20 protein-coding genes and 2 pseudogenes are annotated in these 23,823 nt (G+C 68.9%); 11 read left to right on the top strand and 11 right to left on the bottom strand.

Annotated features, from left to right (window positions below):
• Positions 1 to 88 precede the first annotated feature (88 nt).
• The gene (locus KBX50_RS12260) at positions 89 to 1,570 is read right to left on the bottom strand and encodes a hypothetical protein (RefSeq protein WP_210937152.1); all 1,482 of its coding nucleotides are present in this window, start codon (positions 1,568 to 1,570) and stop codon (positions 89 to 91) included.
• 129 nt (positions 1,571 to 1,699) lie between these two features.
• On the opposite strand from KBX50_RS12260, the gene KBX50_RS12255 reads away from it, so the two are divergent.
• A complete protein-coding gene (locus tag KBX50_RS12255) occupies positions 1,700 to 2,479 on the top strand; it encodes a transposase family protein (RefSeq protein WP_210935105.1) in 780 nt (259 codons plus the stop codon).
• 49 nt (positions 2,480 to 2,528) lie between these two features.
• On the opposite strand, the pseudogene KBX50_RS12250 reads toward KBX50_RS12255, so the two are convergent.
• Both KBX50_RS12250 and KBX50_RS12245 read right to left on the bottom strand, forming a co-directional pair.
• Positions 2,529 to 3,058 (bottom strand): annotated as a pseudogene (locus KBX50_RS12250) (DUF5994 family protein).
• Between the two features lie 183 nt (positions 3,059 to 3,241).
• Positions 3,242 to 5,254 (bottom strand): SpoIIE family protein phosphatase, encoded by a 2,013-nt coding sequence (locus KBX50_RS12245; RefSeq protein ID WP_210937150.1) that lies wholly within the window; start codon positions 5,252 to 5,254, stop codon positions 3,242 to 3,244.
• A gap of 165 nt (positions 5,255 to 5,419) precedes the next feature.
• Between KBX50_RS12245 and KBX50_RS12240 the strand changes: the two genes are divergently transcribed.
• Together KBX50_RS12240 and KBX50_RS32775 are read left to right on the top strand one after the other, a co-directional pair.
• Positions 5,420 to 5,707 carry a hypothetical protein gene (locus KBX50_RS12240; protein ID WP_247673556.1) on the top strand — a complete coding sequence of 96 codons (288 nt, stop codon included), beginning with the start codon at positions 5,420 to 5,422 and terminating at the stop codon, positions 5,705 to 5,707.
• A gap of 25 nt (positions 5,708 to 5,732) precedes the next feature.
• Complete coding sequence (locus KBX50_RS32775) at positions 5,733 to 5,951, top strand: hypothetical protein (RefSeq protein ID WP_247673596.1); 219 nt, start codon at positions 5,733 to 5,735, stop codon at positions 5,949 to 5,951.
• A gap of 47 nt (positions 5,952 to 5,998) precedes the next feature.
• Here the strand turns inward: KBX50_RS32775 and KBX50_RS32770 are convergent.
• Positions 5,999 to 6,253: pseudogene (locus KBX50_RS32770) on the bottom strand (class I SAM-dependent methyltransferase); the annotation flags it as partial.
• Positions 6,254 to 6,339: 86 nt separating this feature from the next.
• Between KBX50_RS32770 and KBX50_RS12230 the strand changes: the two are divergent.
• Complete coding sequence (locus KBX50_RS12230; RefSeq protein ID WP_210937149.1) at positions 6,340 to 7,533, top strand: tetratricopeptide repeat protein; 1,194 nt, start codon at positions 6,340 to 6,342, stop codon at positions 7,531 to 7,533.
• Between the two features lie 247 nt (positions 7,534 to 7,780).
• On the opposite strand, the gene KBX50_RS12225 is transcribed toward KBX50_RS12230, so the two are convergent.
• Positions 7,781 to 8,770 carry a DUF4365 domain-containing protein gene (locus KBX50_RS12225; protein ID WP_210937148.1) on the bottom strand — a complete coding sequence of 330 codons (990 nt, stop codon included), beginning with the start codon at positions 8,768 to 8,770 and terminating at the stop codon, positions 7,781 to 7,783.
• Between the two features lie 195 nt (positions 8,771 to 8,965).
• Here KBX50_RS12225 and KBX50_RS32765 point away from each other — a divergent pair, with 195 nt between their 5' ends.
• Positions 8,966 to 9,325 (top strand): SitI3 family protein, encoded by a 360-nt coding sequence (locus KBX50_RS32765; RefSeq protein WP_307870925.1) that lies wholly within the window; start codon positions 8,966 to 8,968, stop codon positions 9,323 to 9,325.
• 273 nt (positions 9,326 to 9,598) lie between these two features.
• Here KBX50_RS32765 and prfH read toward each other — a convergent pair whose 3' ends face one another.
• The 3 genes from prfH to KBX50_RS12205 form a co-directional block, all read right to left on the bottom strand.
• Positions 9,599 to 10,207, bottom strand: a complete 609-nt coding sequence (prfH, locus tag KBX50_RS12215) for a peptide chain release factor H (protein ID WP_210937146.1) — start codon at positions 10,205 to 10,207, stop codon at positions 9,599 to 9,601.
• A complete protein-coding gene (locus KBX50_RS12210) occupies positions 10,204 to 11,391 on the bottom strand; it encodes an RNA ligase RtcB family protein (RefSeq protein WP_210937145.1) in 1,188 nt (395 codons plus the stop codon). The genes prfH and KBX50_RS12210 overlap by 4 nt, the downstream gene beginning before the upstream one ends.
• A 464-nt stretch (positions 11,392 to 11,855) precedes the next feature.
• Positions 11,856 to 13,316, bottom strand: coding sequence for an SDR family oxidoreductase (locus KBX50_RS12205; RefSeq protein WP_210937144.1), 1,461 nt, complete (start codon positions 13,314 to 13,316; stop codon positions 11,856 to 11,858).
• 693 nt (positions 13,317 to 14,009) lie between these two features.
• Between KBX50_RS12205 and KBX50_RS12200 the strand changes: the two genes are divergently transcribed.
• Entirely contained in the window at positions 14,010 to 14,639 is a 630-nt protein-coding gene (locus KBX50_RS12200; RefSeq protein WP_210937143.1) for a hypothetical protein, read from the top strand.
• Between the two features lie 78 nt (positions 14,640 to 14,717).
• Here the strand turns inward: KBX50_RS12200 and KBX50_RS12195 are convergent, their stop codons facing one another.
• Positions 14,718 to 15,848 carry a helix-turn-helix domain-containing protein gene (locus tag KBX50_RS12195; RefSeq protein WP_210937142.1) on the bottom strand — a complete coding sequence of 377 codons (1,131 nt, stop codon included), beginning with the start codon at positions 15,846 to 15,848 and terminating at the stop codon, positions 14,718 to 14,720.
• Between the two features lie 126 nt (positions 15,849 to 15,974).
• Here KBX50_RS12195 and KBX50_RS12190 point away from each other — a divergent pair, with 126 nt between their 5' ends.
• From KBX50_RS12190 to KBX50_RS12180, 3 genes are read left to right on the top strand one after another with little or no spacing between them, the layout of a single operon-like run.
• Entirely contained in the window at positions 15,975 to 17,318 is a 1,344-nt protein-coding gene (locus KBX50_RS12190; protein ID WP_210937141.1) for an NAD(P)/FAD-dependent oxidoreductase, read from the top strand.
• Positions 17,315 to 18,142, top strand: coding sequence for an SDR family oxidoreductase (locus KBX50_RS12185; RefSeq protein WP_247673554.1), 828 nt, complete (start codon positions 17,315 to 17,317; stop codon positions 18,140 to 18,142). The genes KBX50_RS12190 and KBX50_RS12185 overlap by 4 nt, the downstream gene beginning before the upstream one ends.
• On the top strand, positions 18,139 to 19,482 hold the full coding sequence (locus tag KBX50_RS12180) for an MFS transporter (protein WP_210937140.1): 1,344 nt from the start codon (positions 18,139 to 18,141) through the stop codon (positions 19,480 to 19,482). Before KBX50_RS12185 ends, KBX50_RS12180 begins: the two co-directional genes overlap by 4 nt.
• A gap of 400 nt (positions 19,483 to 19,882) precedes the next feature.
• Here KBX50_RS12180 and KBX50_RS12175 read toward each other — a convergent pair whose 3' ends face one another.
• Entirely contained in the window at positions 19,883 to 20,878 is a 996-nt protein-coding gene (locus KBX50_RS12175; protein WP_210937139.1) for an ABC transporter permease subunit, read from the bottom strand.
• Positions 20,875 to 21,768 carry an ABC transporter ATP-binding protein gene (locus tag KBX50_RS12170; protein WP_210937138.1) on the bottom strand — a complete coding sequence of 298 codons (894 nt, stop codon included), beginning with the start codon at positions 21,766 to 21,768 and terminating at the stop codon, positions 20,875 to 20,877. Before KBX50_RS12170 ends, KBX50_RS12175 begins: the two co-directional genes overlap by 4 nt.
• Positions 21,769 to 21,938: 170 nt before the next feature.
• Between KBX50_RS12170 and KBX50_RS12165 the strand changes: the two genes are divergently transcribed.
• Both KBX50_RS12165 and KBX50_RS12160 read left to right on the top strand, forming a co-directional pair.
• The gene (locus KBX50_RS12165) at positions 21,939 to 22,592 is read left to right on the top strand and encodes a response regulator transcription factor (RefSeq protein WP_210937137.1); all 654 of its coding nucleotides are present in this window, start codon (positions 21,939 to 21,941) and stop codon (positions 22,590 to 22,592) included.
• Between the two features lie 2 nt (positions 22,593 to 22,594).
• Complete coding sequence (locus KBX50_RS12160; RefSeq protein WP_210937136.1) at positions 22,595 to 23,785, top strand: HAMP domain-containing sensor histidine kinase; 1,191 nt, start codon at positions 22,595 to 22,597, stop codon at positions 23,783 to 23,785.
• The last annotated feature ends 38 nt before the right edge of the window (positions 23,786 to 23,823 follow it).

Below are 23,823 nucleotides of genomic sequence, written 5' to 3'. Positions count from 1 at the left end.
CGCTCAATTCGAAGCACGTCGCCGACGCCGACGGCGTCGTCCTCGGGTAGTCGCAGGCGGTGCGGGGGTGTTGCCCCCGCACCGCCTGCTATCGCCAGTCGCTGTCCGCAGCCTGCTTGCGGCCGACGGCCATTCGCATCACGATCACGGTGTACGCGCAGAGCACGGCGAGTCCGGCCCACCAGGGAAGTGGGAAGTACCCGGTCGACGGCGAGTAATGCGCGGTGACCTGCGGATACTCCTCCATTGTCTGTTTGACGGCGAAGCCGGCGGCCGGGGTGAGCCGCAGCAGCCACTCGGAGACCGTGTCGGGTAGTAGTGGGAACGCCGTGACGGCGTAGGGCAGGGCGACCAGCGACAGCCCGATGAGGATCGCCGCCGAGCCGCGGCGTAGCCACACGGCGAGCCCGTACGTGAGGACGGCGCAGAGGGCGAGCACCGCCGGAACGCCGACGATCACCCGAGTTCCGGTCAGTATCGGTATCGGTTGCATCGGGATGCTGTTGCCTTTCAGCATCGCGATGGACAGCGGCAGGACGATGCCGACGGCGACCAGACCGGTGACGAAGGTGGCCGCTCCGACGACAGCCGACCGGGTGGCGATCACCCGCCGGGAGGATGCCTGGCGAACTGTGCGAACGCCGTAGCGGACCGCGACGATGAGCACGATGACCAGCGCGACCGTCAGGCCGGGTAGGGCCTTCTCGACGCTACGCGCGCTCTCCTCGCCGAGCGGCCCGATGTCGCCGGTGCCGCTGACTGTGATGACGCCGTTTTTCTCGACGGCTCCCGACGCGTTGTGGTGCTTCTCCCAGTCGGTGTGGTTCATTTCGCCGACCGGGTCGCTGGCCCACCCACCGGTGGTGCCTTCCACGGCGACGTTGTCGAAGACGCCGACGGCCTGAGTGAACCGGACCTCCTCGACCGCACCGCCGAGGCCGACCTTCCGGAGCGTGAGGTCGCCGGGGGAGGTAGCGAAGAGACCGACCTGCACGGTGTCCGGCAGCCCGTCGAGCTTCGCCGTTGCGACGGTGTGCCATTGCTTGCCGTCGGCCGACTCGGAGCCCGTGATGGTGTCGCCCGAGCGGGTCAGGCGCAGCCAGCGCGGGGACTGCTCCGAGACGACTGTGGTTCCGGCGATGTCGTGTCTGTAGTCGTACTGGAACCGCACGCCGTGGCCGCCGGTCATCATCAGCGCCGCGTACTGGGAGCCCTGCCGCACGCCGTCCTTGACGATGATCCCAGCCTTCGCCCACGGCACCAGCCCGGACACGATCTGGTCATGGTTCGGCGGAGGGTAGGTGATCGTCCCGGTCATCGCGGTCAGCCGGACCGTGATGCTGCCCTCCCGGCCCAGGTCGCGATGCAGGAACCAGAACTGGTCGTTGACCGTAGCGCCGTCGCTGGCCACGGGAGCCGCCGGGCACGGCCCGGGGCAGGACGACTGGTTGCCGAAGGCGTACAACAGGCCCAGCGCGATGACCGTGAGGGCTGCGGCGGCCAGGGCGGTCAGGCGGTCCGGGCGGCGGAACGCGGCCCATTCCCGCCGGAGGAGTTCGGTGGTCGACATGCCGTCGGTTCTACGGATCGGCACGTAACGCCGCCCGAACCGCCACTGTCATGCTGTTGTTAGGTGGCCCAGGGCATCCTAAGGGACGTCTCGTAACTCGGTCGGTCGTCCATGGTGGATCATGTCGGGGTGCAGGTGATCTCGGCAGCCCGCCCGGAGTGGATCTTCCCGTTCACCGGGCTGCAGCCCGTCCAGTTCCGCCGGCTGGTCAAGTTGGTCGCTGAGCGGGGCGGTGACGCGATCGCTGATGGTCGGCCGGGGCGGCAGTGGTCGCTCGATCTGGCTGATCGGGTGCTGCTGGTGGCCGTGTACTGGCGGACGAACCTGACGATGCGGCAGATCGGTCCGCTGTTCGGGGTGTCGCACTCCGCCGCGCACAGGGTCATCGACACCCTCGGCCCGCTGCTCGCGTTGGCTCCGGTACGCCGACGTCGAGTTGACCAGATCGCCATCGTCGACGGCACCCTCGTCCCGACCCGCGACCACCGCCTCGCCGCACCGAGCAAGAACTACCGCTACTCGACGAACCTGCAGGTCGCCATCGACGCCCACACCCGTCTCGTCGTGGCCCTGGGCGACCCGCAGCCCGGCAACCGCAACGACACCATCGTCTACCGCACCTCCGGCATCGACGCCAAGCTCGCAGGTAGGCCGGTCATGGCCGACGGCGCCTACCGCGGCAACCCCGACGTGATCATTCCCTACCGCAAACCCACCGACGGCAGCGAGCTACCCGTCTGGAAGAAGGACCTGAACAAGCAGCACCGCACCGTCCGAGCGCAGGTCGAACACGCCCTGGCCCGGATGAAGACATTCAAGATCCTCCGTGACTACCGCCGCGCCGCCCACACATTGACCGACACCGCTTCCGGCATCGCCCACCTCCACAACATCATCCTGCTCGGCTGACACCAGCACCGTTGCCAGGCAACGCCTTCACCGAGTTACGAGACGTCCTTTAGACGACGTCGGGCTGGAGCCAGTGCTGCGGCAGCCCATGAGTGCCTTGGCAGGCTGGTGGACGCTGCCCTACCGGCGCGGGGATCGGACCCCGGCGACGGCCTTCGGCCTCCCATGCGTCACGGGCGACGCCGTGGACCGGGTGGGGCGTTGGGGTGCTGACGGCGAGGAGAATGTGTTGGGCGTGGACGAGGTTGTTGGTGGTGGCGGCCAGGATCATGGCGGCGTCGGCGGTGCCGCTGGCGGTGTTGGCCGGGACGACGAGTAGGTCGACGCGGTCGTTGCCGCAGATCGCGGTCAGTAGGCTGACGGGTTGGCTGGTGAAGTAGCCCAGACGCAGGACGCGGCCGTGCACGCCGAGGCGGCGGGGGTGGCTGTCCCAGCTTTCGGCTGCCAGGACCAGTCGGGTGACTGGTCCGCGGAGCTCGTCGATGGCCAGGACCAGGCCGGGCAGTTCGGCGGCGGGTCGTTGGAGCGGGGCCACCAGGCGCCGTCCAGCAGCGTGCGGCGCGAGCCGGTGGGTTCCATCCGTAGCCGCGGGGTCGATGGCGGGGGTCACCGAGGTGATGGTCATGCGTTCGGTGAAGGTTTCGACTGTCATGGTTGGCTCCTTCCGCCCGTCGCCGGTGTGTCCCCAGCCCGGGTTGGTCTTGCTCCTCGGAACCAAGCAGACTCGAACGATCTTCAGCTGGTCCTGCCTGGATCGCCTCGTCAGCGCTCGACCGGGTCCCGGGTGAGGCAGAGCAGGGCGATGTCGTCGCGCTGCGGCCGCGGACCGACGTCGCGGGCCAGAATGTGGTCCAGGATCTCGGCCGGGTCGAGGCGGGGTGCGCTGTGCACTGCCGCGCACAACTCCTCCAGGCCCCGGTCGAGGGGATGGCTGCGGTCCTCGACGAGTCCGTCGGTGTACAGCACCACGGTGGCGGCGGGCGGGAGGTCGAAGCGGCTCTCGCGGTAGACAACCGAGTCCGAGACACCCAGGGCAGGGTGCGTGGCGAGGCGGACCAGGCCGGTGGTGTGTGCGTCGCGCAGGATCGGGGCCGGATGTCCGGCAAGCACTCCGGTGACGGCACCTTCGGCGACGTCCAGTTGCAGGTAGCAGCAGGTGGCCATGGTGTTCAGCCGCAGCGCGCGGATGAGGTGGTTGACGTTGTTCATGACCACGGACGGCCGCTGCCCGGCGATGGCGTACGCGCGCAGCGCGTCACGGACCTGACCCATTGTCGCCGCGGCCGCGGTGTTATGGCCGGCGACATCCCCGATCACGACGGCGACGACGCCGTCACTTATGGGAATGATGTCGTACCAGTCGCCGCCCACCTCGGCGCCGCGTGTCCACGGCAGGTACCGGGCGGCGTGCCGCAGCCCCGTCGTCTGCGGCAGCGTCGCCGGCAGCAGCGCGTGCTGCAACTCCGAAGCGATCGACACGCTGGTTTCGTACAGCATCGCCCGCTGAAGGGCCTGGGCGCCCAGCCCCGCCAGTGCCGTCAGCGTCGATCTGGTGTCGGGATCGAAGTCGCGTGGTTCCCGATAGCCGACGACGAGCGCCCCCAGCACCTCGCCGGCCACGGTCAGCGGGAGAAAAGCCCACGCCTGGCGGGACCCGGGCGGGACGGCTGTCTCCGGGTCGGGCTGAGCGGTGTGGAACTGCGCCAGTGAGGTCAGGTAACGGGGCTGTCCGGTGTGGGCGACGGCCGCCGCCGGGTAGGGATGCTCGATCGGCAGGTCATGCAGCCGCGCGACGACCTCCGGTTCGTACCCGGCGTGGTAGGCAAGGCGCAGGGACCGTTCCTGGCGCAGAAGCAACGCCAGGGACTGCCCGCCGGCCGAGGGCCGCAGCACCGATCCGAGAGCGGTGTACACCTGCGCTGTCGTACTCGCCGCCACCAACGCCGCGGTCACGCTTTCCAGGCTGCGGGCGCGGGCGGCGGCCTGTTCGGCGCGGGCCACGCTGGCGGCCAGCTGTCGCTGTTTGTCGATCTGCTCAGTGATCTCCCGGAACGACACCGCGACATGACCGCCGCTGGTACGCCCCACCTTGATCTCCCACACCTGGCTGATCTCGGGATAGATGAGCTCCTGCCGCCACGGCTCACCGGTCTCGGCCACCGAGCGGTAGCGATCGAACAGCCCGCTGTCCCAGCTGTGGGCAGCGATCTCGCTGAGCCGGTGACCAATCACGTCCTCGACGCTGCGGCCGGTCATCTTGGCCCCGACCTGGTTGACGTATTCACAGACGAAGTCCACGATCTCTGCACTGACATCCCGCACCGGACGCAGCACCGTGAACCCGTCGAACGCGGTGTCGAGCATGTCGTACAGCCGTACCGCGCCGGCCGACTGCGGAGACACCGTCACCTGGCGCAGGTCCACGCACCGCACCATGATCCCGTCGCGGTACGGACCCACCCGGAACTCGAAATGTCCGGTGATGGACTGCCGCTCGTAGTAAACCGTGCGTAGGGCCGGGTTCCCCGTCTCCACGACCGACCGGTAGAACGGAAGCGTCCCGTCGTGCACGGTCTCCGGCCACAGGTGCCGGTAGCGGCGGCCGACCAACTCGACGCGCGGCCGTCCGACCAAGCCGCAACCCGCGTCGTTGATGTAGACCAGTTCGAAGTCAACGATCAGGCGACCGTCGTGCACCGCCCGGGCCAGCATCCAGCCCTGCGGCTCCAGGTCCAGCATGGCGAGCACCTGGGCATCCGGCAGCCAGTCGTCCACCCCGCCACCTCCCTCACACGCCATCGCCGCGCGCACAGGCATCATCGCCTGCCGCCATCACCTTCACCTAATGTCGTAGTCCGTCCGGCGCTTCCCGTGGCCGTTCGCGCCACGGCTCAATTGTCGTGGCGCGAATGAGCGCGGTCCGGGATAGCCTTGGCGTATATGGCTACCTATCGCAGCGCCTCAGTGCTTGTCTCCTCGGACGGCACCAGGACCCCCGGCACCGCCGCGCTCTTCGCCGAGCCCGCCCGCAAGGGTGGGACCCCGCCGTGGGCAGGTGACTTCCGACCCGCCAACAGCGCCGGCAATGGCCCCAAGAATGCGGTCGGGAAGACCTTTACGTTGGAGCTGCCCGACGGCAGCACCGGCAAGGTCGTGGTCCAGAGCCTCAAGAGCGGGAAGGGCGGCGTCGTGCTGGCGTTGATGGGCGAGGACGTACCCCCCTTCTGATCAGCACATTGATCGCCGCAGCTCATTGGACCCTGGCCAGCAGGATCGCCTGATCGTCTCGCTCCTTGGCCTCCGCACGCCGCAGAAGACGGCACACTTCCCGCAGGCCGACAGCCTCGATCTGGAAAACGACGTCATCCGCCGTGCAGAGATGGCGCTCAAGCTCGATCTCATGGCCGAACTGGCGGTACGCCCGGGACACGTCGCGCGTGCCTTGCCGGACTGGAATCCGACGAGCAGATGACCGGCCGGGCGGAAAACCCGGGCGGCCTCTGCGAATATGCGCGCTTGGCAGGCGGGAGGCGTGTGGATGATCGAGTACCACAGCATCACGCTGGCGAACTGGCCGTCCGGGTACGGCAGCTCGGTCAATGAGCCCACAGTGAACACCAGGCCAGGGTGGTGGCGTCGGGCCATGGCGACCATGCCCGGAGACAGGTCGACACCCTCCACCGAACAACCGCGTTCGGTGAGGTACTGACTCGTCCGGCCGGTGCCACATCCTGCATCAAGGACCCGCGCGTCGTTGCCCGCCGTCACCGCCATGGCGAAGGCGTCGACCATGCGTGCATTCGGTTCCGGAGGGTCGGATGCGTTCAAGGCGTCGTCCGGTGGCCCCTACACTGCCGATCGTGGCTTTGACGGCGTACGAGCAGGGGTTGTTGGCTGTTGAGCGGCGGGAGTACGCGGCGGCTCGGGAGCTGTTGGAGTTGGCTGGCGACGACCCTGACGCGCTGTTGCTGTCAGCTCAGCTTGCTGGAGAAGGGCTCGGCGGGCCGGTGGACACGGCCAGGAAGCTGTCGCTGTACGAGCGTGCCGCCGATCTGGGCTGCGCGGAGGCCGCATACAACCTCGGGGCGATCCACGCGAACGCGCGACGGTACGCGGTCGGGTTGAACTGGTACCGCCGCGCGGCGGATCTCGGCGATTCCGGGGGCCTTCGTATGGCCGGCATCATGTACGCCACCGGGCAGGGTGTCACGGCAGACTTCGTCGAAGCGGAACGGCTACTGCTGGCGGCCGCGGTGACCGACGCAGGTCAGGTCTCGTTCGACCTCGGGACGCTGTACGCCGGTCAGCGGAATGACCCGGTCCTGGCTGCGCAGTGGTTCCTGCGCGCGGTGAAGGAGGGGGACCCGCGAGCGCAGCGGCAACTGGAGTTGCTCGTGCCGCGTCTGCGTGAGCTGTCGGCGGATCAGAGCCGTGCCCGGACCATGCTCGGCGTCATTCTTGCGTTTCACCTCGACGAGCAGGTCGCCGGTGCTGAGCTGCTGGAGGCTGCCGCCGCCGACGGTGACCCGGAGGCGCAGCGCTCGCTGGCGTTTCTGCTTGACGGCGGCGCCGACGGGTTGGGCGACACGACCCGGGCGATGGCGCTGTATCGGGCGGCGGCGCAGGCCGGTGACGGTTACGCGGCCTACAACCTCGGCGTCAAGGAAAGCGATCACCACGAGGCTGTGCGGTGGCTCCGGCGGGCAGCGAGAACCGGAGTGCATGAGGCATACCCGCATCTCGCGAACCACCTCAGCAAGCTTGACATCGATGACGAAGCGTTGCGGTGGTACGTCCGGGGCGCCGAGATCGGGCACCAGGGTTGCATGTTCGCGGCAGCCTGCTGGTACCGCGACGGCTTCGGTGGTCCCGTCGACCTCGTCCAGGCGCTGCGTTGGTACCTCGCCATGCTCAGCGCAGGCAATGGCGACGGCATCCATGAGGCACACAAGATCGTCCCGATGATGACGGACGACCAGATCCACGAGGCCGGTCGCCTCGCTGGACGAATCTCGGAGGCCGACGTCTTCGTCGTTCGCCGACACGCGGTTTGACCGCTGCCCGACGTATGGCCGTCGGCCCACCAGCGATCCCGTCCGGGTGGTGCTGGACGGTGAGCTGATTGTCTGGGAGCGAGGCCGCACCAACTTCGCCCTGCTGGCAGCGGCGCGTCACCGCCGGTCGCGCGCCCCTGCGCTTGGCGCGCGAGTGCCCGAGCCCACTACGTGCTGTTCGACCTGCTCGCCGACGCCGACGGCCGGGTCACCCGGGCGTGAGTCGCAGCTCGCCGCGAGCACTCTCTTACGGTGTCAGCTGGCGACGGCCGTTCGTGGCGAACTCGTCGACGACCAGAAACGCTCTGCCCAGTTCGTTGAGGGTCATCTCCAGGCGATAAAAGTCGACTTCACCAGCTCCGTTACGGTACGGCCGGATTCTCGCCATCTCGCGGCTGGGTCGCCCCTCGCTGAACGGCTCGGCGAAGACTTGATCGCTCTCATCCCAGACCGAGCGCTCCTCCAGGTTCTGGTCGTATTCGGCGTCGTCGTACGTCTCCGCGTGCACGTCGAGGTCAGCCCACGCGAACAGCTGAGGCACCGCTTCGCCGTAATTGACCGGCCCGAAGAGGAACTGCCAGCTGACGAGTTCCTGGATACCGCTCCCGTCTTCACGATCAACTCCCACCGAGACCATGCCCCGGCCGGAGGACTTGTTGATCCACTCCTCGAAGTCGAGAACGAGCCGGGTGCCCTGCGCCAGCATCTCCATCCACGGACGGGCCAGCCGCAGCTCCCGCAGACGTAGCTCGTACGGGCTGCCGTCAGCGGCCGTGCGCCATGCAGGGATGGCGGTCTCGTCGAGCACGTTCGCCTCGGGCACGCGAATCTTCCATCCATCGGACGTAGTCCGCTGCAACGTCGCCTCGGAGACCAGTTGCCAATGGCAGACGGCGGTGGCCGGGTTGTAGAGGACCACGACGACCGGCAGTGCGTGGTTCGTCCAGTAGCGGACGTGGTCGGGGTCTGGCCGGTACCACCATCCGTCGGTCGCCTTTTCGCGGAACCAGCTGCCGCCGCTCTTGATCTGCAGGGCGAGCAGCCGGCCCCGCACGTCGCGGCCGTCGACGACCTCAACGTGGGCGTCGATGCCGTAGTCCTCGTCCAGTTGATCGCGGAAGATCCAGCCCAGGGTCTCCTGAACGTAGAGTTTGGTGCGGGTGACCCCGATGGCGCCGATCTCCGCTGATGGCTTCCGGGTAGGCATATGTCTATTCTTCACCGCCGCCGGCGCCATTGATCGAGGACGGCGAGGCCCCGCTACTGCTGCGGCGGTCCCAAGTGGCTGCGGACTGGTTCAGTCCGCAGCCCCGCACGGCGAGCGCGCGTACGACATTGGGGTGCGGCTGCTGAGGCTGCCTGGTTGAACGCCTTCACGGCAGCAGGCGGCGCGCAAGAAGGCCTGTAGTTCGATGGCGGTGAATCGCCGGGAGTGGTTTTGCTGGGTTCGGAGTCGGTTCTCGGCAGGGGGGTGGTTGATCCGTGTCGAGTGTGGAGGGTATCGCTGGCGAACGGCTACTGGAAAGCCGAAGCCGACGGCGAGGACCGGTGGGAATGGGAACCTGCGGCGTATGTGTCCGTCACCTTCTCCATGCGGGCCGACGACATCGCCGAGAAGGGGATCCCCAACATGGTGGCGGCGGTCGGAAGGGTTCTCGCTGGGCGTGACGAGGACGCGGCGTTAGTGCAGGACGGCAACTACCTTGTCCTGACCCGCACCGACGGTGTCATCCGCACCTACCGCCCGGACTGGTGGCACCACTACCACCTCGACCGGTCCGTCATCGGCTGACCTTCACCGCGTCGGGGACGCGGACGTCCGCAGGTGGGTGCCGTCTCAGCGCGGCCCGGCCTGGCGGTCAGTGCTGCTGTTGGTCTTAAGTCATACCGGGCTGGGCTCCCCGGCTGGGGACGATCAAAAAGGTAACGGGGGGGGGGGTGTGTTCCTGGAGCGGGTTACGGAGGGTGGTGGCGATGACAGTGAGAGCGACGCGCGTTGCCTCAAGTCGGGAGAGGCTCAGGACGCCTCTGTGTGTCGACCCGTGGGCGGGGACGCGAAGGGCGGTCAGGGGCGTTCGATGCGCACGGGATCGCCGCGGACCAGCTCGTCGTGGACGCGCCATCGGGCGGCAACGACTGCCCGCCCGGCCGCCTCGTCACCGGCCGTGAGCCGTTGCCGCAGTAGCCGCAGCGCGATGCTTCGGTTGAGGCCGAACTGCCGCTCGGTGTCGACCACCACGACGGTGCCGGTCGGGCGGTGGGTGGCCCGCACTGCGGTGCTGGCCTTGTTGCGGTGCTGGCCGCCGGGCCCGCCGGTGCGTACGGCCACCACCTTCACGTCGGCCTCGGTGAACGGATTGACCGCGGCGTCGACCTCGCAGCGCCGGGAGGCGACGTACCAGTTTTTCCGGCCGTGGCCGGCACGGTAGGGGCTGGGCGCCTGCCAGCACAACGTCCCGGTCCAGGCGGCGGCGAACGTCTCCGCACCCGCACCGGTGAGCCGGATCAGAACTGACCGGTAGGTGCCGGGCCGGTCGCCGGCGACGCTTTCCAGCCGTACCACGCCCACATCGTGCCGGTTGGCGTCGGCGTCCAGTCGGCGCAGCAGCCGAGCCAGCGCCCATGCGCACTCCTGCGGGCCCCGGCCCGCCGACAGCAGCAGGTGCGGGGTCACCGCCGCCCCCGCCGCCGGCGCTCGGGTCGCCGGTCGCTGCGGGCCGCGGCCCCCACGTCCGGCGTCTTGTAGGTGACCAGTGGGACCGTGGTCGCCACCGGGGTTGCCAGCCCGTGGCCGACCAGGTCGGCGATGACCTGCTCGATTCGCTTGTACGCGGTCGGGGCCTCCTCGAACAGCAGCTGCCGATCGCCGCAGACCACCAGCGAACCCACCGGGGTGCGGCGCAGCTCGTCGACCGTGTGCTTGGCCCGGCCCCGGCGCAGCGCGTCGGCCCGGGACATCTTGCGGCCCGCCCCGTGTGCCACCGAGTGGTTGGCCTGCGCGCCCGCGTGTGCGGCCACCAGGTATGACGGGGTGCCGCGGGTGCCGGCGACGAGCACGTCTCGGCTGTCGCCCGGGGCCGCGCCCTTGCGGTGCAGGTAGTGCCCGTCGCGTACCTCGACCAGGTTGTGGCACTGGTCGACGATCGGTGCTGTCGGCTTGGCGCCCAGCGCGATCGCGGTCCGGGCGGCCAGCAGCCGCCGGTTGAGCGAACCCCAGCGCACAGCGTCGTCGTGTCGGGCCAGGTACCCGGCCGGGTCGTCGGCGGGACCGGTGCCTCGCAGCTCAGTGTGCTCACGCAGGATCCGTTCGCCGAGGCCGCGCGACCCGCTGTGCGCGACGAGAACGGTGTCTCCGGTGGCGAGTTGGAGCCGCGCGGCGTGGCCCGGGTCGAGGATCTCGCCGACGCGGGCCAGCTCGACGAAGTGGTTGCCCCGCCCGACGGTACCGAGACCGTCGAAATGGCCGGCGGGGACGTCACCGTCCAGCACGGACCAGGCCGGGTCGTCGGCGTCCCGAATCGGGTCGAGCGGGCGGTCCAGGTCGGGAAAGCGGGCGGCGAGCCGCTCCGGCACGACCCGCTTCAGCGCGATCGGGAAGACGGCGATGCCGCAGCCGATGTCCGAGCCGATCAGGTGCGGGTAAAGCACCGTCGAGGTCATGGCGGCGCCGATAGGGGCACCCTTGCCGGGGTGCAGGTCCGGCATGCCGGCGACATGGACCATGCCGTCGAGGGTGGCTACCTGGTGGCACTGGTCGACGGCGTCGGACTCGACCCAGCTGGCCGGGGAGGCGAAGACGGTAACGGTGGCAGGAGTAGGTGCCGGCAGGGACTCCTGCCGGAAAGGCTTAACGGACAAGGACGCTCGCTTCTCGCCAAAGGGGGGATGGACGGCCACCGATCGCGAAGGCGTGGCGGCGACGAAGGTGCTCCCTCAGAACGTCATGCCCCCAGCGTCCCGGAACTCATAGTCGCCGGCAACAGACTTTCGGGTCCGTCCAAGCGAACCACCCCGCCGCCCGAGAACGTCCCCGCCCGGCCCAGCTAGGCACGGACGAGCGCGATGGTGCCGAAAATGCGCCGACCGGGTCGCTGCCGCGTCGTGTCGATCCTCGAAGATGAGTCGGGACAGCGGCGCCACCAATCGGCTGACGCGGTTATCTAGACCTGAGTTGCAGTTCGCCACGAACGGCGATCATGGATTCGTGGTCGACGTCGCCCCTCCGACACGAACTCCCATGGCTTGACCATCGGTGTCGTCGGGTCCTCGTGGCCAGTGTTTCGGTCGTTGCGTGGATGGGGTTTTCGGCAGGGCAGCACCGATTACCAGGCGCAGGGTGTGTAGTCCTTGAGGAAGCAGCCGTGCAGGTCTTCGCCCTGTTCGCCGCGGATGATCGGGTCGTAGACCCGGGCCGCGCCGTCGACGAGGTCCAGCGGGGCGTGGAAGCCGGCATCCGCCAGCCGCATCTTCGTCGGGTGTGGCCGCTCATCGGTGATCCAGCCGGTGTCGACGCTGGTCATGAGGATGCCGTCGGCAAGCATCTCCTGGGCGCTGGTGCGGGTCAGCATGTTCAACGCGGCCTTGGCCATGTTGGTGTGCGGGTGCCCTGGCCCTTTGTAGCCGCGGGCGAACTGGCCCTCCATCGCCGACACGTTCACCACGTACTTGCGGCGGGCGGTCGCTGCGGCCATCGCCGGTCGCAGTCGGCTGATCAGTACGAACGGCGCGGTCACGTTGCACAGCTGCACTTCGAGCAGTTCGACCGGGTCCACTTCGTGCACCCGCTGCACCCAGCTGTTGACCGGGTCGAGGTCCGGGACCAGACCGCCGGCGTCGATGGCGCTGGCTGTTGCGATCCGTGCCGGTGAGGCGGAGCCGCTGGTCAGCGCCAGCGCGGTGAGCGCGTGCGGGGTGATGGTGGGCGAGTTCAGTGGGGCTGTCAGGCTGCCCGCCGGGTCGCCCCGGCCGGCCGGTTTGGCGAATGTGATCATTTCCGGCAGTGGGCCGTCCGGCAGGGCCGCCGCCTCCGCGGCGACGAGTTGTGCGTACGCCGCAGGCGTGCGGCGGACGGTCTGCGCCGCGTTGTTGATCAGGATGTCGAGTGGTCCCTGGCCGCTTACCGAGTCAGCGAGGGCGATTACCTGGGCGGGATCGCGCAGGTCGATCCCGACGATCCGCAGGCGGTGGAGCCACTCCCCGCAGTCGGGCATAGCGGCGAATCGGCGGACCGCGTCGTGGGGAAACCGCGTGGTCACCGTGGTGTGCGCGCCGTCGCGCAGCAGCCGCAGCGCGATGTACATGCCGATCTTCGCGCGGCCGCCGGTGAGCAGCGCGCGTCGGCCGGTCAGGTCGGTGCGGGCGTCGCGGCGCTCCCGGTTCAGTGCGGCGCAGGGCGGGCAGAGCTGATGGTAGAAGGCGTCCACCTCGCGGTAGCGCTGCTTGCAGATGTAGCAGCCGCGCGGTTTGTGCAGGACGCCGGCCGTGGCACCTACGGTGGGGGAGGCGAGCGGGTTGCCCTGGGTCTCGTCGTCGATCCGGCCCGGGGCGGCGGTGGCGGTGGCCGCCGTCACCGCGCGGTCGGCCGCCGCGATGGCATCCCGCCGTTCCTCACGTCGCCGCTGCTTGATCATTTTGTAGAGCTTCGCGGTGGCCCGCTGCACCCGCACCACGTCGGGGTGATCGGGAGGTAGGTCCTCCAACGCTTCGAAGACGCTGAGACAGGTCTCCAGCCGGGCCGGTTCAATGCGGTATTGACCGGTTTCCGTAGTTTTGTCCGCCGTCATGCTGTCGCTGTCTCGTCCCGTTCCCTGCGCCGGATCTATCCGGCGCACCCCAAGTCCGACCCGGAACTGTACGCACCGCGCGGCCTCCGACGCATCCCGCGCCTGTTCACCAGCCCGAAGACCGTAGAGGTCACACCTCGACCAGGTCTATATGTTCAGGTCCGGTCCGTCTGTGGCGGATAGTAGGTGACGAGCCAGCACGTCCCATAGGGGAGCCGATCACTGGACCGACCAACTATGTCTACCTGCCCCCTTTCCCGGACGGAGGACCCTCGCTGCCGCCGGCACCGACTCCATCGTGTGGCTGTGGTGATCGTGGCGATCCGAGCAGACCCGAGCGGATCGCCACGATCACCACCCCCACGGCGCGGTCTACTCGGTGGATATCCCCGGACGGCCGGCCTCTCGCCGCCGGGGGCATCACCCAACAGACCTGGATCTACGACATCGATCCCGACGCCGCCGCCCAGAGAATCTGCATCACGACCGGTGACCTGGTGAGCCAAGACGAGTGGTGCTGCCTCGTCGGCGACCATCCGTACCGGAACCCCTGCGCCTGCCTGATCGGTGTCGTGGTGTCGACCGGCTTTTAGACCGTCGCGTGGCTGGTGGGGCTCGGTCCTCGCCGACCACGGCCGGTTGCCGCGGATCGAGGCGATATTCGATCTCCACGTGGGTGTGGTGGCGGGCAGAATGAGCGCCGTGCTCACCGCTACCCATAGCCTGCTGGCGTCGCTTGACCCGTTGCCGTACCGCGCACGGATGAACCGCCTGGCGCTGTGGGCGCGGGTTGCGTCTGATCGGGTGCAGGTGTGTGCCGACTTGCGCGAGCAGGGTCCCTACGAGCGTCATCTCGCGTTGGTCGCGGCGATGGTGGCTGGGGACAGCGATGGCATCGTCGCGGCGACGCGTGATCCTCAGCCGTCGATCAGGGGTGCCGCGCTCACTGCGGCGTTGCGCGCTGGTCTTCCGATCGGTGAGTTCACCGATCGGCCAGCGATGGAGCGGCGGCGGATCTATCGGGCTCTTCGCCGTCGACGCGCGCCGGGGGTCGCCGATGCGCTGATCGGGAAGGTCCGTGCCCAGTTCGGTGATGACGAGGCCGCCGCGTTGTTGCCGGCATGCAGTGCCGCGACGGTGCGGGCGTTGCTGCCCGAACTGGAGCATGCGTTGCGTCTGGAGCGGCTTGTCCGGTGGCATTCCGGTCCGCTCCTGGACCGAGTCCGTGAGCGGTTTGCCGCGGCCTCACCTGTGATGCGGCAGCGGATCTGGGGTGAGGCCGCCGCGGGGGTGTTGACCAGCGGCTACCCAACTACGCAATGACCCTGGATGATCCTGTGTTGGCAACGTGTCATTCCACAGTGGAGTAATTGCTTGGACAACGCGCCGCACGGTGCGATATCAGGTCGCGTCGTGCAGCCAGGTTCGGCAAAGCCACCAGGCGGTCATGGCACCGAAGGTGCCCGCCGGGTCGATGCCGGTGACGGCGGCGAAGCGCCGGACCCGATTGCGAACCGTGTTGGGGTGCACGAAAAGTCTCGCCCCGGCGAGGTCGACATCGCGGTCGCTCTCCAGCCAGGCGAGCACGGCGTGCGCCACCGATTCGGCAGTCGGTCCGAGTGTCGCCCAAGCGGGCGCGTACCGGTCGAGCAGCACCGTTGCCAGGTCTGCCCGCTCGGTCAACGCCGCCAGCCAGGCCACATCGGCAATGTGGATCAGTCCGGTGCGGCCGGTGGACTCGGCGGCGGTCAGGGCCGCGGTGGCGAGCCGCTGCACCGGCGCGAGTTTCTCCGGTTCGGCCGGACCGGCGAGCCCTGCCACGGCCCCGGTCCCCTTCAGGCGGGCGGACGGAGCCCGGGACAGAACTCCGACCATCAGGTCGTCCACGGTTGCGCACAGCACCGGCGGGTGCTCGCGCACCGCTCGCTCGATGCCGGCGGCGGTCTCCCCGGGCCGGGCGACGAGCACCCACAGCCCGTCGGTGACCGGAAGGCCGGCCTCGGCGGCTGCCAGCGTGGCCGCCGAACCACCCTGGAGCAGCCGCCGCAGCAGTGCCGTGTCCCGGCGCCCGGGAAGCGGATCCGTGCTGGCTCCGGTAGCCCGATGCGCGCTGATCAGCCGGGCCCGGACGGCCTCGGCCCAGTCGTCGTAAAGGTCCCGGACGTCCAGCAGTTGCTCGGCGCTGACGCCTTGGTCCCGGGCGAGTTCCCGGGCCCGGGCCCAGATCGCGCGCTCGGCGAAGTGGATCGCGCCCAGCACCGATTCGATCGGCACGCCCTGCCGGGCACGGGTGACACCGAGGTCCGCGACGAACGACAGCTCAGCTTCGGTGGGGCCGCGCCGTGCGACCAGTGCGCGGGTTGCGGCCACCAGCAGAGCGCGGGTGTGCCCGGCGATGTCGGAGGTGGGCAGTGCGGAGACCTCCCGCACGGTGGTACGGACTCCGGCGACCACCGACGGCAGCAGTTCGTCATCGCCCACGACGCGTTCGATCAGGTTCACCACCGTCGTCCAGCCGTCCGGATGCGTCATCCTGTCATGCTCCCCGCCGTTGTGGTGCGCTACAACAAGAACCCGAAACTGCGTAGTCCACGCCATGTATTCGCCCCCGTGCCAGGCCCTACGGTTTGGCGGAAGCTACAACCGTCGAGGAGCACCATGGCCGTTTCTTCGAGTCGGGTGGCGGTGATCGGTGCGGGAGCAGCCGGTCTCGCCACGGTGAAGGCGCTGCTCGACGCCGGCTGTGCGGTGGTGGCGTACGAGAAGGGTGACCGGCCCGGTGGCCTGTGGGTCAGGGACAACAGCAGCGGCCTGTCTCCGGCGTACGCCTCCCTGCACTTGAACACCAGCAAACGCCGCACCGAGTTCGCGGATTTTCCGATGCCCGCGGACTGGCCCGACTATCCGTCGGCCAGTCGCGTCGCCAGTTACCTGGCCGACTATGCGCAGTCGTTCGGGCTCATTCCGCACATCCGGTTCGGGAGCACGGTCACCCGCGTCGAGCGTGACCGGCTCTGGGCGGTGACGACCGAGTCCGGTGACACCGAGCGGTACGACGCCGTGGTGGTCGCGAACGGCCACAACTGGCATCCGCGCTATCCGGATCCGGCTTATCCGGGCACGTTCCACGGCACCCAGATGCACGCCCACGACTACCGCACTCCGGACGTCTTCCGGGATCGGCGGGTGCTGATCGTCGGCATGGGCAACTCGGCCATGGACATCGCGGTGGACGCCTCGCACGTCGCTCGGGGGCCGGTCCTGCTCTCCGCCCGGCGCGGCGTCCACATCGTTCCCAAGTACCTGTTCGGCCGCCCGGCCGACGCGACCGGCGGCGGCCTCGCCGCCCTGCCGTGGCGGCTGCGGCAGCGCATCGCCGAGACCCTGTTGCGGCTCGCCGTCGGGACCCCACAGAGGTACGGCTTACCCGCCCCGGCCGGTGGCCTGTTCCAGAACCATCCGACGATCAGCGACACGATCCTGCACCGGCTCACCCACGGCGAGGTGACCCCACGTCCCGGCATCGAACGGCTGGACGGGGAAGGGGTGATGTTCACCGACGGCAGCGCCGACCCGGTCGACGTGATCGTCTGGGCCACCGGGTACCGGGTGAGTATCCCGTTCCTGTCCCCTCAATGGCTGGGCCCCGACCCCCAGCAGCTGCCGCTGTACCAGCGGGTCTTCCATCTCGACGACCCCAGCCTGGCATTCGTCGGCCTGATGCAGTCCACCGGTGCCGCTCTGCCGGTCGTGGAGGTCCAGGCCAAACTGGTCGCCGCGTATCTCTCCGGCGGCTATGCCCTGCCCGGCATCGACGAACAGCAGCACGCCGTGCAGCGAGCCTTGCGCGCCGCCATCGCGCGGTGGGGCACGAACGCGCGGCCGCACATGCGTATCGATTTCGACCGGTACGTCGCCGACCTGCCCAGGGAGATCGCGGCTGGTCGGAATCGCCTCGCCCGGGGCGGACGCACCTTCACCGCCGAGGAGAGTGTGGTTTGAGCGCCCGAGACCCCCGCGGATTGCGTGTCCTCGTCACCGGTGCCTCCGGCACGTTCGGCCGGGCCATCTGTGCCCGGCTGGACGAACTCGGGGCCGAGGTCGTCGGGTTGGACCTGGCCCCCCGTGCCGATGACCCGGTCCGGGTCCTGGCCTGCGACATCACCGACGACGACGCGGTGCCGGAGGTGGTACGCGAAGCAATTGACCAGCTCGGTGGGCTCGACCTGCTGATCAACAACGCCGGGATCGGTGGGCCCGCCCCGGCCGAACTGGCGCCGGGCGCGGAAGTACGCCGCCAGCTCGACATCAACCTGCTGGGCACCTGGCGGGTCACCGCCGCATGTGTGGACGCGCTGGTCGCCTCTGGTGGCCGGATCGTCATGCTCAGCTCGCGGATGGCCGTCATGCAGTTGCCGCTGGCCGCTGCGTACGGTGCCTCCAAGCGCGCCCTGGTCGCGTACGCGGACGCGCTGCGTCTGGAGCTCGGCACCCATGTCGGCGTCACCTGCGTGTACCCGTCGGCGGTACGAAGCCCGATCCACGACTCGACGGCCGCGGCCGGGCTCTCGCTGGAGGGCATGAGCCAATACGAGCCGCTGGACGGGGTGGTCCGGACCGTGCTGCGCGCCGCGCTCAGTCGTCGTCCTCGCCGTGATCTACCCACCACCCGGCGGGGCGCGGTCGAGTTCTTCCTGGCCCGTCACCTGCCCGCGCTGACCGATCGGATCGTGGCGCGCATCCTCGCCGGCCGGGTCCGCTCCGGCGCGTTCCAGGGCGCCGAGCTGGCTGCGGGTGTGGTCGCACGGCACGAGGCGACCCGATGACGGCGCTGCGCGGGGCGGCGGGCGAGGTGCGGAGCAGGGCAGGTGACCTGATCGCGTACGCCACCGGTTCGGTCGGGATGGGCGTCTGGGTGACCGTTCCCGGCCTGCTGTTGCTCTATTTCCTCACCAATACGCTCGGTGTCTCGCCGTTCCTGGCCGGTCTCACCCTGCTGCTGCCGAAGATCATCGACATCATCGTGCATCCGATGCTGGGCAGCCGATCCGACCGGGAAGCGCGCAGCAGCGGACACCGGCTCGGCATGCTGCGGGTCGGTCTGTTGCTTCCGGTGGCCATGGTGGCGATGTTCTCGGTGCCCGCCGGTTTCTCCGGCGCATCGGCGGCGCTCTGGGTGGGCGGCTGGTTCATCGCCGGCAACCTGTTCTTCGCGTGTTTCCAGGTGCCCTACCTGACCACCCCGTCCGATCTTCGAGTCGGGTACCACGAGCGCACCCGGGTGTTCATGTTCCGGATGCTTTTCCTCACCCTCGGGTTGCTTGGTGCCGGTGTGGCCGCACCGGCGCTGGTGGAGTCGGGACGGCGCGGCGACTACGGCTGGATGGCCCTGCTGCTCTCCGGCGTCATGGTGATCTCCGGGCTGGTCGCACTGACCGGGGTACGGCGTCTCACTGCCCACGCCGGTTTTCGGATGCCCGACCAGCAGGCGGCCCACTCGACCATCGGTGACATCGCGGTCGCCTGGCGGGATCCCGACTTCCGCGCGCTGGTGCTGTCCTACCTGTTCACCGGCACCACTACTCACCTGTTCCTCGCAGCGCTGCCGTTCTACACCAAGTACGTCTTCGAGAACTCTGGGCTAACCGCCCTGTTAATGGGGGCGTTCCTCGGCCCAGCGGTCGTCGCCGGTCCGGTGTGGATGCAGGTGTCCCGGCGCATCGGCAAGCAGCGTGGCCTGCTGATCTGCCAGGCGGTCTTCGTGGCCGGTTCGCTGGCGCCGCTGCTCGGCTACGGCACCGGGCCGGCTGTCGCGGTGGTCGGCGTCCTGGGCATCGCGTTCGCCGGGCTGCAGCTGTTCGCGTTCTCGATGGTCCCGGATGCGGTCGCGGCCGCCGAGCAGCGTGGTACCGTCCGGGCTGGCGCCTACACCGGTGTCTGGACTGCCACCGAAGCCACCGGCACCGCAATCGGCCCGTACGTGTACTCGGCCGTGCTCGCCCTAGGCGGCTTCATCGCCACCACCGAGGGGCAGACCGTGACGCAGCCGGAGTCCGCCCACACCGCCCTGTTGATCGGCTTCACCGTGGTCCCGGCGGTGCTGATGGCCGCGGCGCTGACATTCCAAGTGCGCTGGAAGCTGGATCGGACACGCTACACCGGTTGAGCGTTGCGTGCTCAGGCTGGGCACCGTCGCCGAGCGAAAGCTTGCATGGCCAGCGTCCCGAGCATCGGGCGGGGAGCCAGCAGCCAGAATGGGGGCTGACGTTGCCGGCATCGCGCCGGTTCGGGTTCGGCGATCACGCGGTGCCACCGCTGCCATAGCGTCCCGCACCGCCGCATCGACGGCTGGTCAGTCGGCGACGCGTTCGATGAGGACCGGCGCACGCCGGCGTCGAGCAGCGCCTGGGCGCGGTGCTGGCCGTTGTTGTAGCCCTCCCGGCTCGGCCAGGGCGCATACGGACGGATCGTGTCGACCATGAGCGAGAACAAGGCCTCGTGATCCCAAGGGCTGCGGCCATGATCAGCCAGGGTCGATACAAATCGACCACAGGTTGAAGATCAAGCTAGGAGCGGCGCCGGAGCCAGAAGAACCCGAACGCGGTCAGCAAAATAGACAGGCCGAGGAACATTGACAGTTCGATCCACTGGAACGTCCAGTATCGGTGGCCCGGCTGGTGGAGGTAGTCGAAGTGCAGGTTCTGCGCGGTCGTGCAGGCGTCGCCGGCCTCCCGGTCGTCCGGGATGAGGCAGGGCTTCGCGTCCTCGCCGCGGTACGGCGTATCGTCCGCCTTGTACAGCGGTGACGAGAACTCGAGAGCCCAGCTCCCGTTGGCCGTGTATCCCTGGATGTCGAAGGTGTTGTCTTCCTTCAGATTCATCCCGACGCCGCTGTTGAGCACGTTGGCGTCGACGGCCACGGTGTCGGTGACCGGGGGCATCAGGTTCTGCCGGACAATCGTCGGGATCAGCAGCTGGAGCCCGGCAAAGATGATCAGGGTGATCGCCATGGCCGGCAGCGTGCGCTTGACGATCATGCCGACCACGGTGCCGAGCACGAAGGCGAACAGCGCGTACCCGATCGGTACGATGTTGCGGGAGCCGAAGCTCAGCGCCGCGAACCGCTCACCAATCACCTCGTCGTACCGGCTTGCGCTCCACGTCAGCAGCAGGCTGAACAGGCCGGCCACCGCAATGCTGGCCAGGCCGATCACGGTGAGCTTGACTGCCAACCACTTGGTGCGGGTGACGCTCTGGTTCCACACCAGCCGATCAGTGCGCTGCTCCAGTTCCTGGGTTACCAGCGGGGCGCCCCAGAAGACCCCGATCAGGCCGGGTACGGCGATGAGCAGCACCACCATGACCGAGATCGCGTCGTCGTAGGTGGCCCGCAGGTCCAGCCGTGCGAGATAGCACGCCTGCTGGGTGCAGTTGGCGATCCTCGTGTCGTAGAAGTTGCGGATCTCGCTGCCCAGGTAGATCAGGTAGATCGCGAGGAGCGCGAGCGCCCCCGCGGCCACCAGTGTCTGGGCGCGGAACTGCCTCCAGGCCAGCCAGATCATCGGTCGGCTCCCGTCATTGCTGCGGTCGGCCCGACCGGGCCGGTGGTGGTGGCCCGGGTCAGATAGGCGAGGGTCATGTCCTCGAGGTCCACGGCCTCCGCCCCGGGAATTGGCGAGGTGGACCGTACGATCACCGACGACTCGTCGCGGCTGTTCTCGGCGTGGATCAGCTCGGCGTCGGCTGGCAGCAGCCGGCAGGGGTCGCCCGCACGGCCGGTGATCCGGTAGTGGACGGCGAGCAGGTCCGACACGTCGCCGGAGACATGCACCCGGCCGTTGGCCAGCACGATCAGGTGATCGCAGACCTGCTCCAGGTCGCCGAGCAGGTGCGACGAGAGAATCACGCTCACCTCGAGCTCGTCGACGAAGTCGAGCAGGTCCCGCATGAACCCGCGCCGGGCCAGCGGGTCGAGCGCCGCCACCGGCTCGTCGAGGACGAGCAGTTCGCCCCGCTTGGCCGCGGCGACGGTCAGCGCGAGCTGGGCCCGCTGACCGCCGGAGAGCGAACCGGCCTTCTGCTTGAGGTCGAGCCCACGCTCGCGGATTCGCCGCTCGGCGAACGCTTGATCCCACTTCGGGTTCAGCCGGGCGCCCAGCTTGAGGTGGTCGGTAACGGTCAGCCGGCTGTAGACCGGCGCGTCCTGAGCGACGAATCCGACCCGAGCCAGCTGTTCCGCGCTGACCGCCGGCCGCTGACCGAGCACCTCGATGCTTCCGCTGGTCGGCGCGATCATGCCGGACACCAACCCGAGAAGGGTTGACTTACCGGCGCCGTTGGGACCGACCAGACCGACGATCCGTCCGTCTGGAATCGCCAGCGTGCAGTCGTCGAGCGCGAGGTGGCGGCGGTAGCGCTTACTGAGAGATTCAGTATGGATGGCCAGGGTCATCACATCCTCCTGCCTTGTTTCCGGGACTCTTTGCTGTCAGTGAGAAGTTGTAGACAGCGGGCGGTCACAGCACGGTCCGTGCCGTTGTGACCGGCTTGTGACAGGAGCCTTATTAGCGTCAGTCCGGAACCGTCGTCGACAGTTGAGTCACACAGACAGGAACGCGTGTCATGCGGGTACTCGTGGTTGAAGATCAGCCGGACTTGGCCGACTCGGTCGCTCGGGTGCTGCGGCGCGAGGGCATGGCCGTCGACGTCGCATACGACGGCGGGTCGGCGCTGGAGCGGGCGACGGTGGTCCCGTACGACGTGATTGTCCTCGACCGCGACCTGCCCGTGGTGCACGGCGACGACGTGTGCCGCACGCTGGTCAGCCAGAGATCGCTGAGCCGGGTGCTGATGCTGACCGCCTCGGGCACCATCGCGAACCGGGTGGAGGGACTGGGTATCGGTGCCGACGACTACCTCCCCAAACCTTTCGCATACGCGGAACTGGTGGCCCGGATCCGGGCGGTGGCCCGGCGCTCGCAGCCCGCAGCGCCGCCCGTGCTGGAGCACGGTGACCTGCGCCTCGACCCGGCGCAGCGCACCGCAACCCGAGCCGGGGCTCGGCTTAACTTGAGTCCTAAGGAGTTTGCTGTGCTGGAATATCTGCTGACCTGTGGCAGCCGGGTGGTGTCTGCCGAGGAGCTGCTCGACCGCGTCTGGGACGAGGCGACCGACCCCTTCACCACCACGGTGAAGGCCACCGTGAACCGGCTGCGGACCAAGCTCGGCGATCCGCCGCTGATCGAGACGGTGCCCCGCGCCGGATACCGGATCTGATCATGCGACTCGGACAACACCCTCTCCGCCTGCGGCTGACGCTGCTGTACGTCCTCGTCTCCGTGATGTCGAGCACCGTCCTGCTGGTGATCATGTGGGCGCTGGCCAAGAGCCTCAATCCCGTGACGCCGCCGCCGCTCCCGTCCGGCCCGATGTCCGGCCCGCCGTTGCCCGGCCCGGCCGACGACGGCACGCTGCCCGCTATCGACGCGGCCGACACGGCCGGAAGCGGGCTGCTCCAGCCGCTGATCGCGCTGGCCATCATGGCCTTGATCTCGCTGTTCCTTGGCTGGCTGATCGCCGGCCGAGTGCTGCGCCCGGTGCTGACGATGACCGAGCGCCTGCGCCAGATCTCCGATCGCAACGTGCACGAGCGGCTGGCCCTGCCCGGCAACCGCAACGAGCTGAAGGATCTGGCCGACACCGTCGACGGCCTGCTCGGCCGGTTGGAGACCGCGCTCGACGCCCACAGGGGATTCGTCGCCAACGCCGCCCATGAGATGCGCACCCCGCTGACCGTGGAACGGGCGCTGCTCGAGGAGCCGCTCATCGATCCGGATGCCAGCTTGGAATCGTTCCGGCACAATTTCGAGCGGCTCCTGGTGATCAGCGATCAGCGGGGCCAGCTTCTCGAGTCGCTGCTCACCCTCTCCAGCAGCGAGCACGGTCGGGCCGCGGACGAGATGGTTGACCTGACCGGACTGGTCGAGCTGGCGCTGCGCGAGCGGGCGCTGGAGGCCGAACGGCGCGGGGTGCAGGTGGTGACCTCGCTGCGGCCGGTGTCGGTGCTGGGCGATCCGGTGCTGCTCGGCCGGTTGCTGGTCAACCTCTGCGACAACGCCATCCACCACAACGTGCCCGGCGGCACGGTCGCGGTCAGCATGCACCGGACGATCGGCCGGGTGGTGCTCACCGTGGCCAACACTGGCGAGGTCATCTCCGCGGATCAGGTGGACCGTCTCTTCGAGCCGTTCCAGCGGCTGCACCGCACGGCTGACGGCGGGCATCACGGCCTCGGGCTGTCCATCGTCCGCGCGATCGCCCGGGCGCACGGCGCGGAGCTCACCGCGCACCCGCGGCCGCACGGCGGTCTCGTCGTCGAGGTGGTGTTCTCGATGGTGGGCACCGGCGAGCTGGCGACGGCGGAGCAGCACTCCCTCGCCCGCCACCGGATCCGCCGGATCGTTTCCTAGTTGTCATCGCAGCGAGTACTCGTGGCAGATGGTCCGGG

Origin of the sequence: Micromonospora sp. C51 (assembly GCF_018070435.1) — a bacterium.
In the GTDB taxonomy this organism is placed as follows: domain Bacteria; phylum Actinomycetota; class Actinomycetes; order Mycobacteriales; family Micromonosporaceae; genus Micromonospora; species Micromonospora sediminimaris.
The sequence above is the reverse complement of the archived record's forward strand: the minus strand, read 5'-3'. Positions and strand labels throughout refer to the sequence as shown.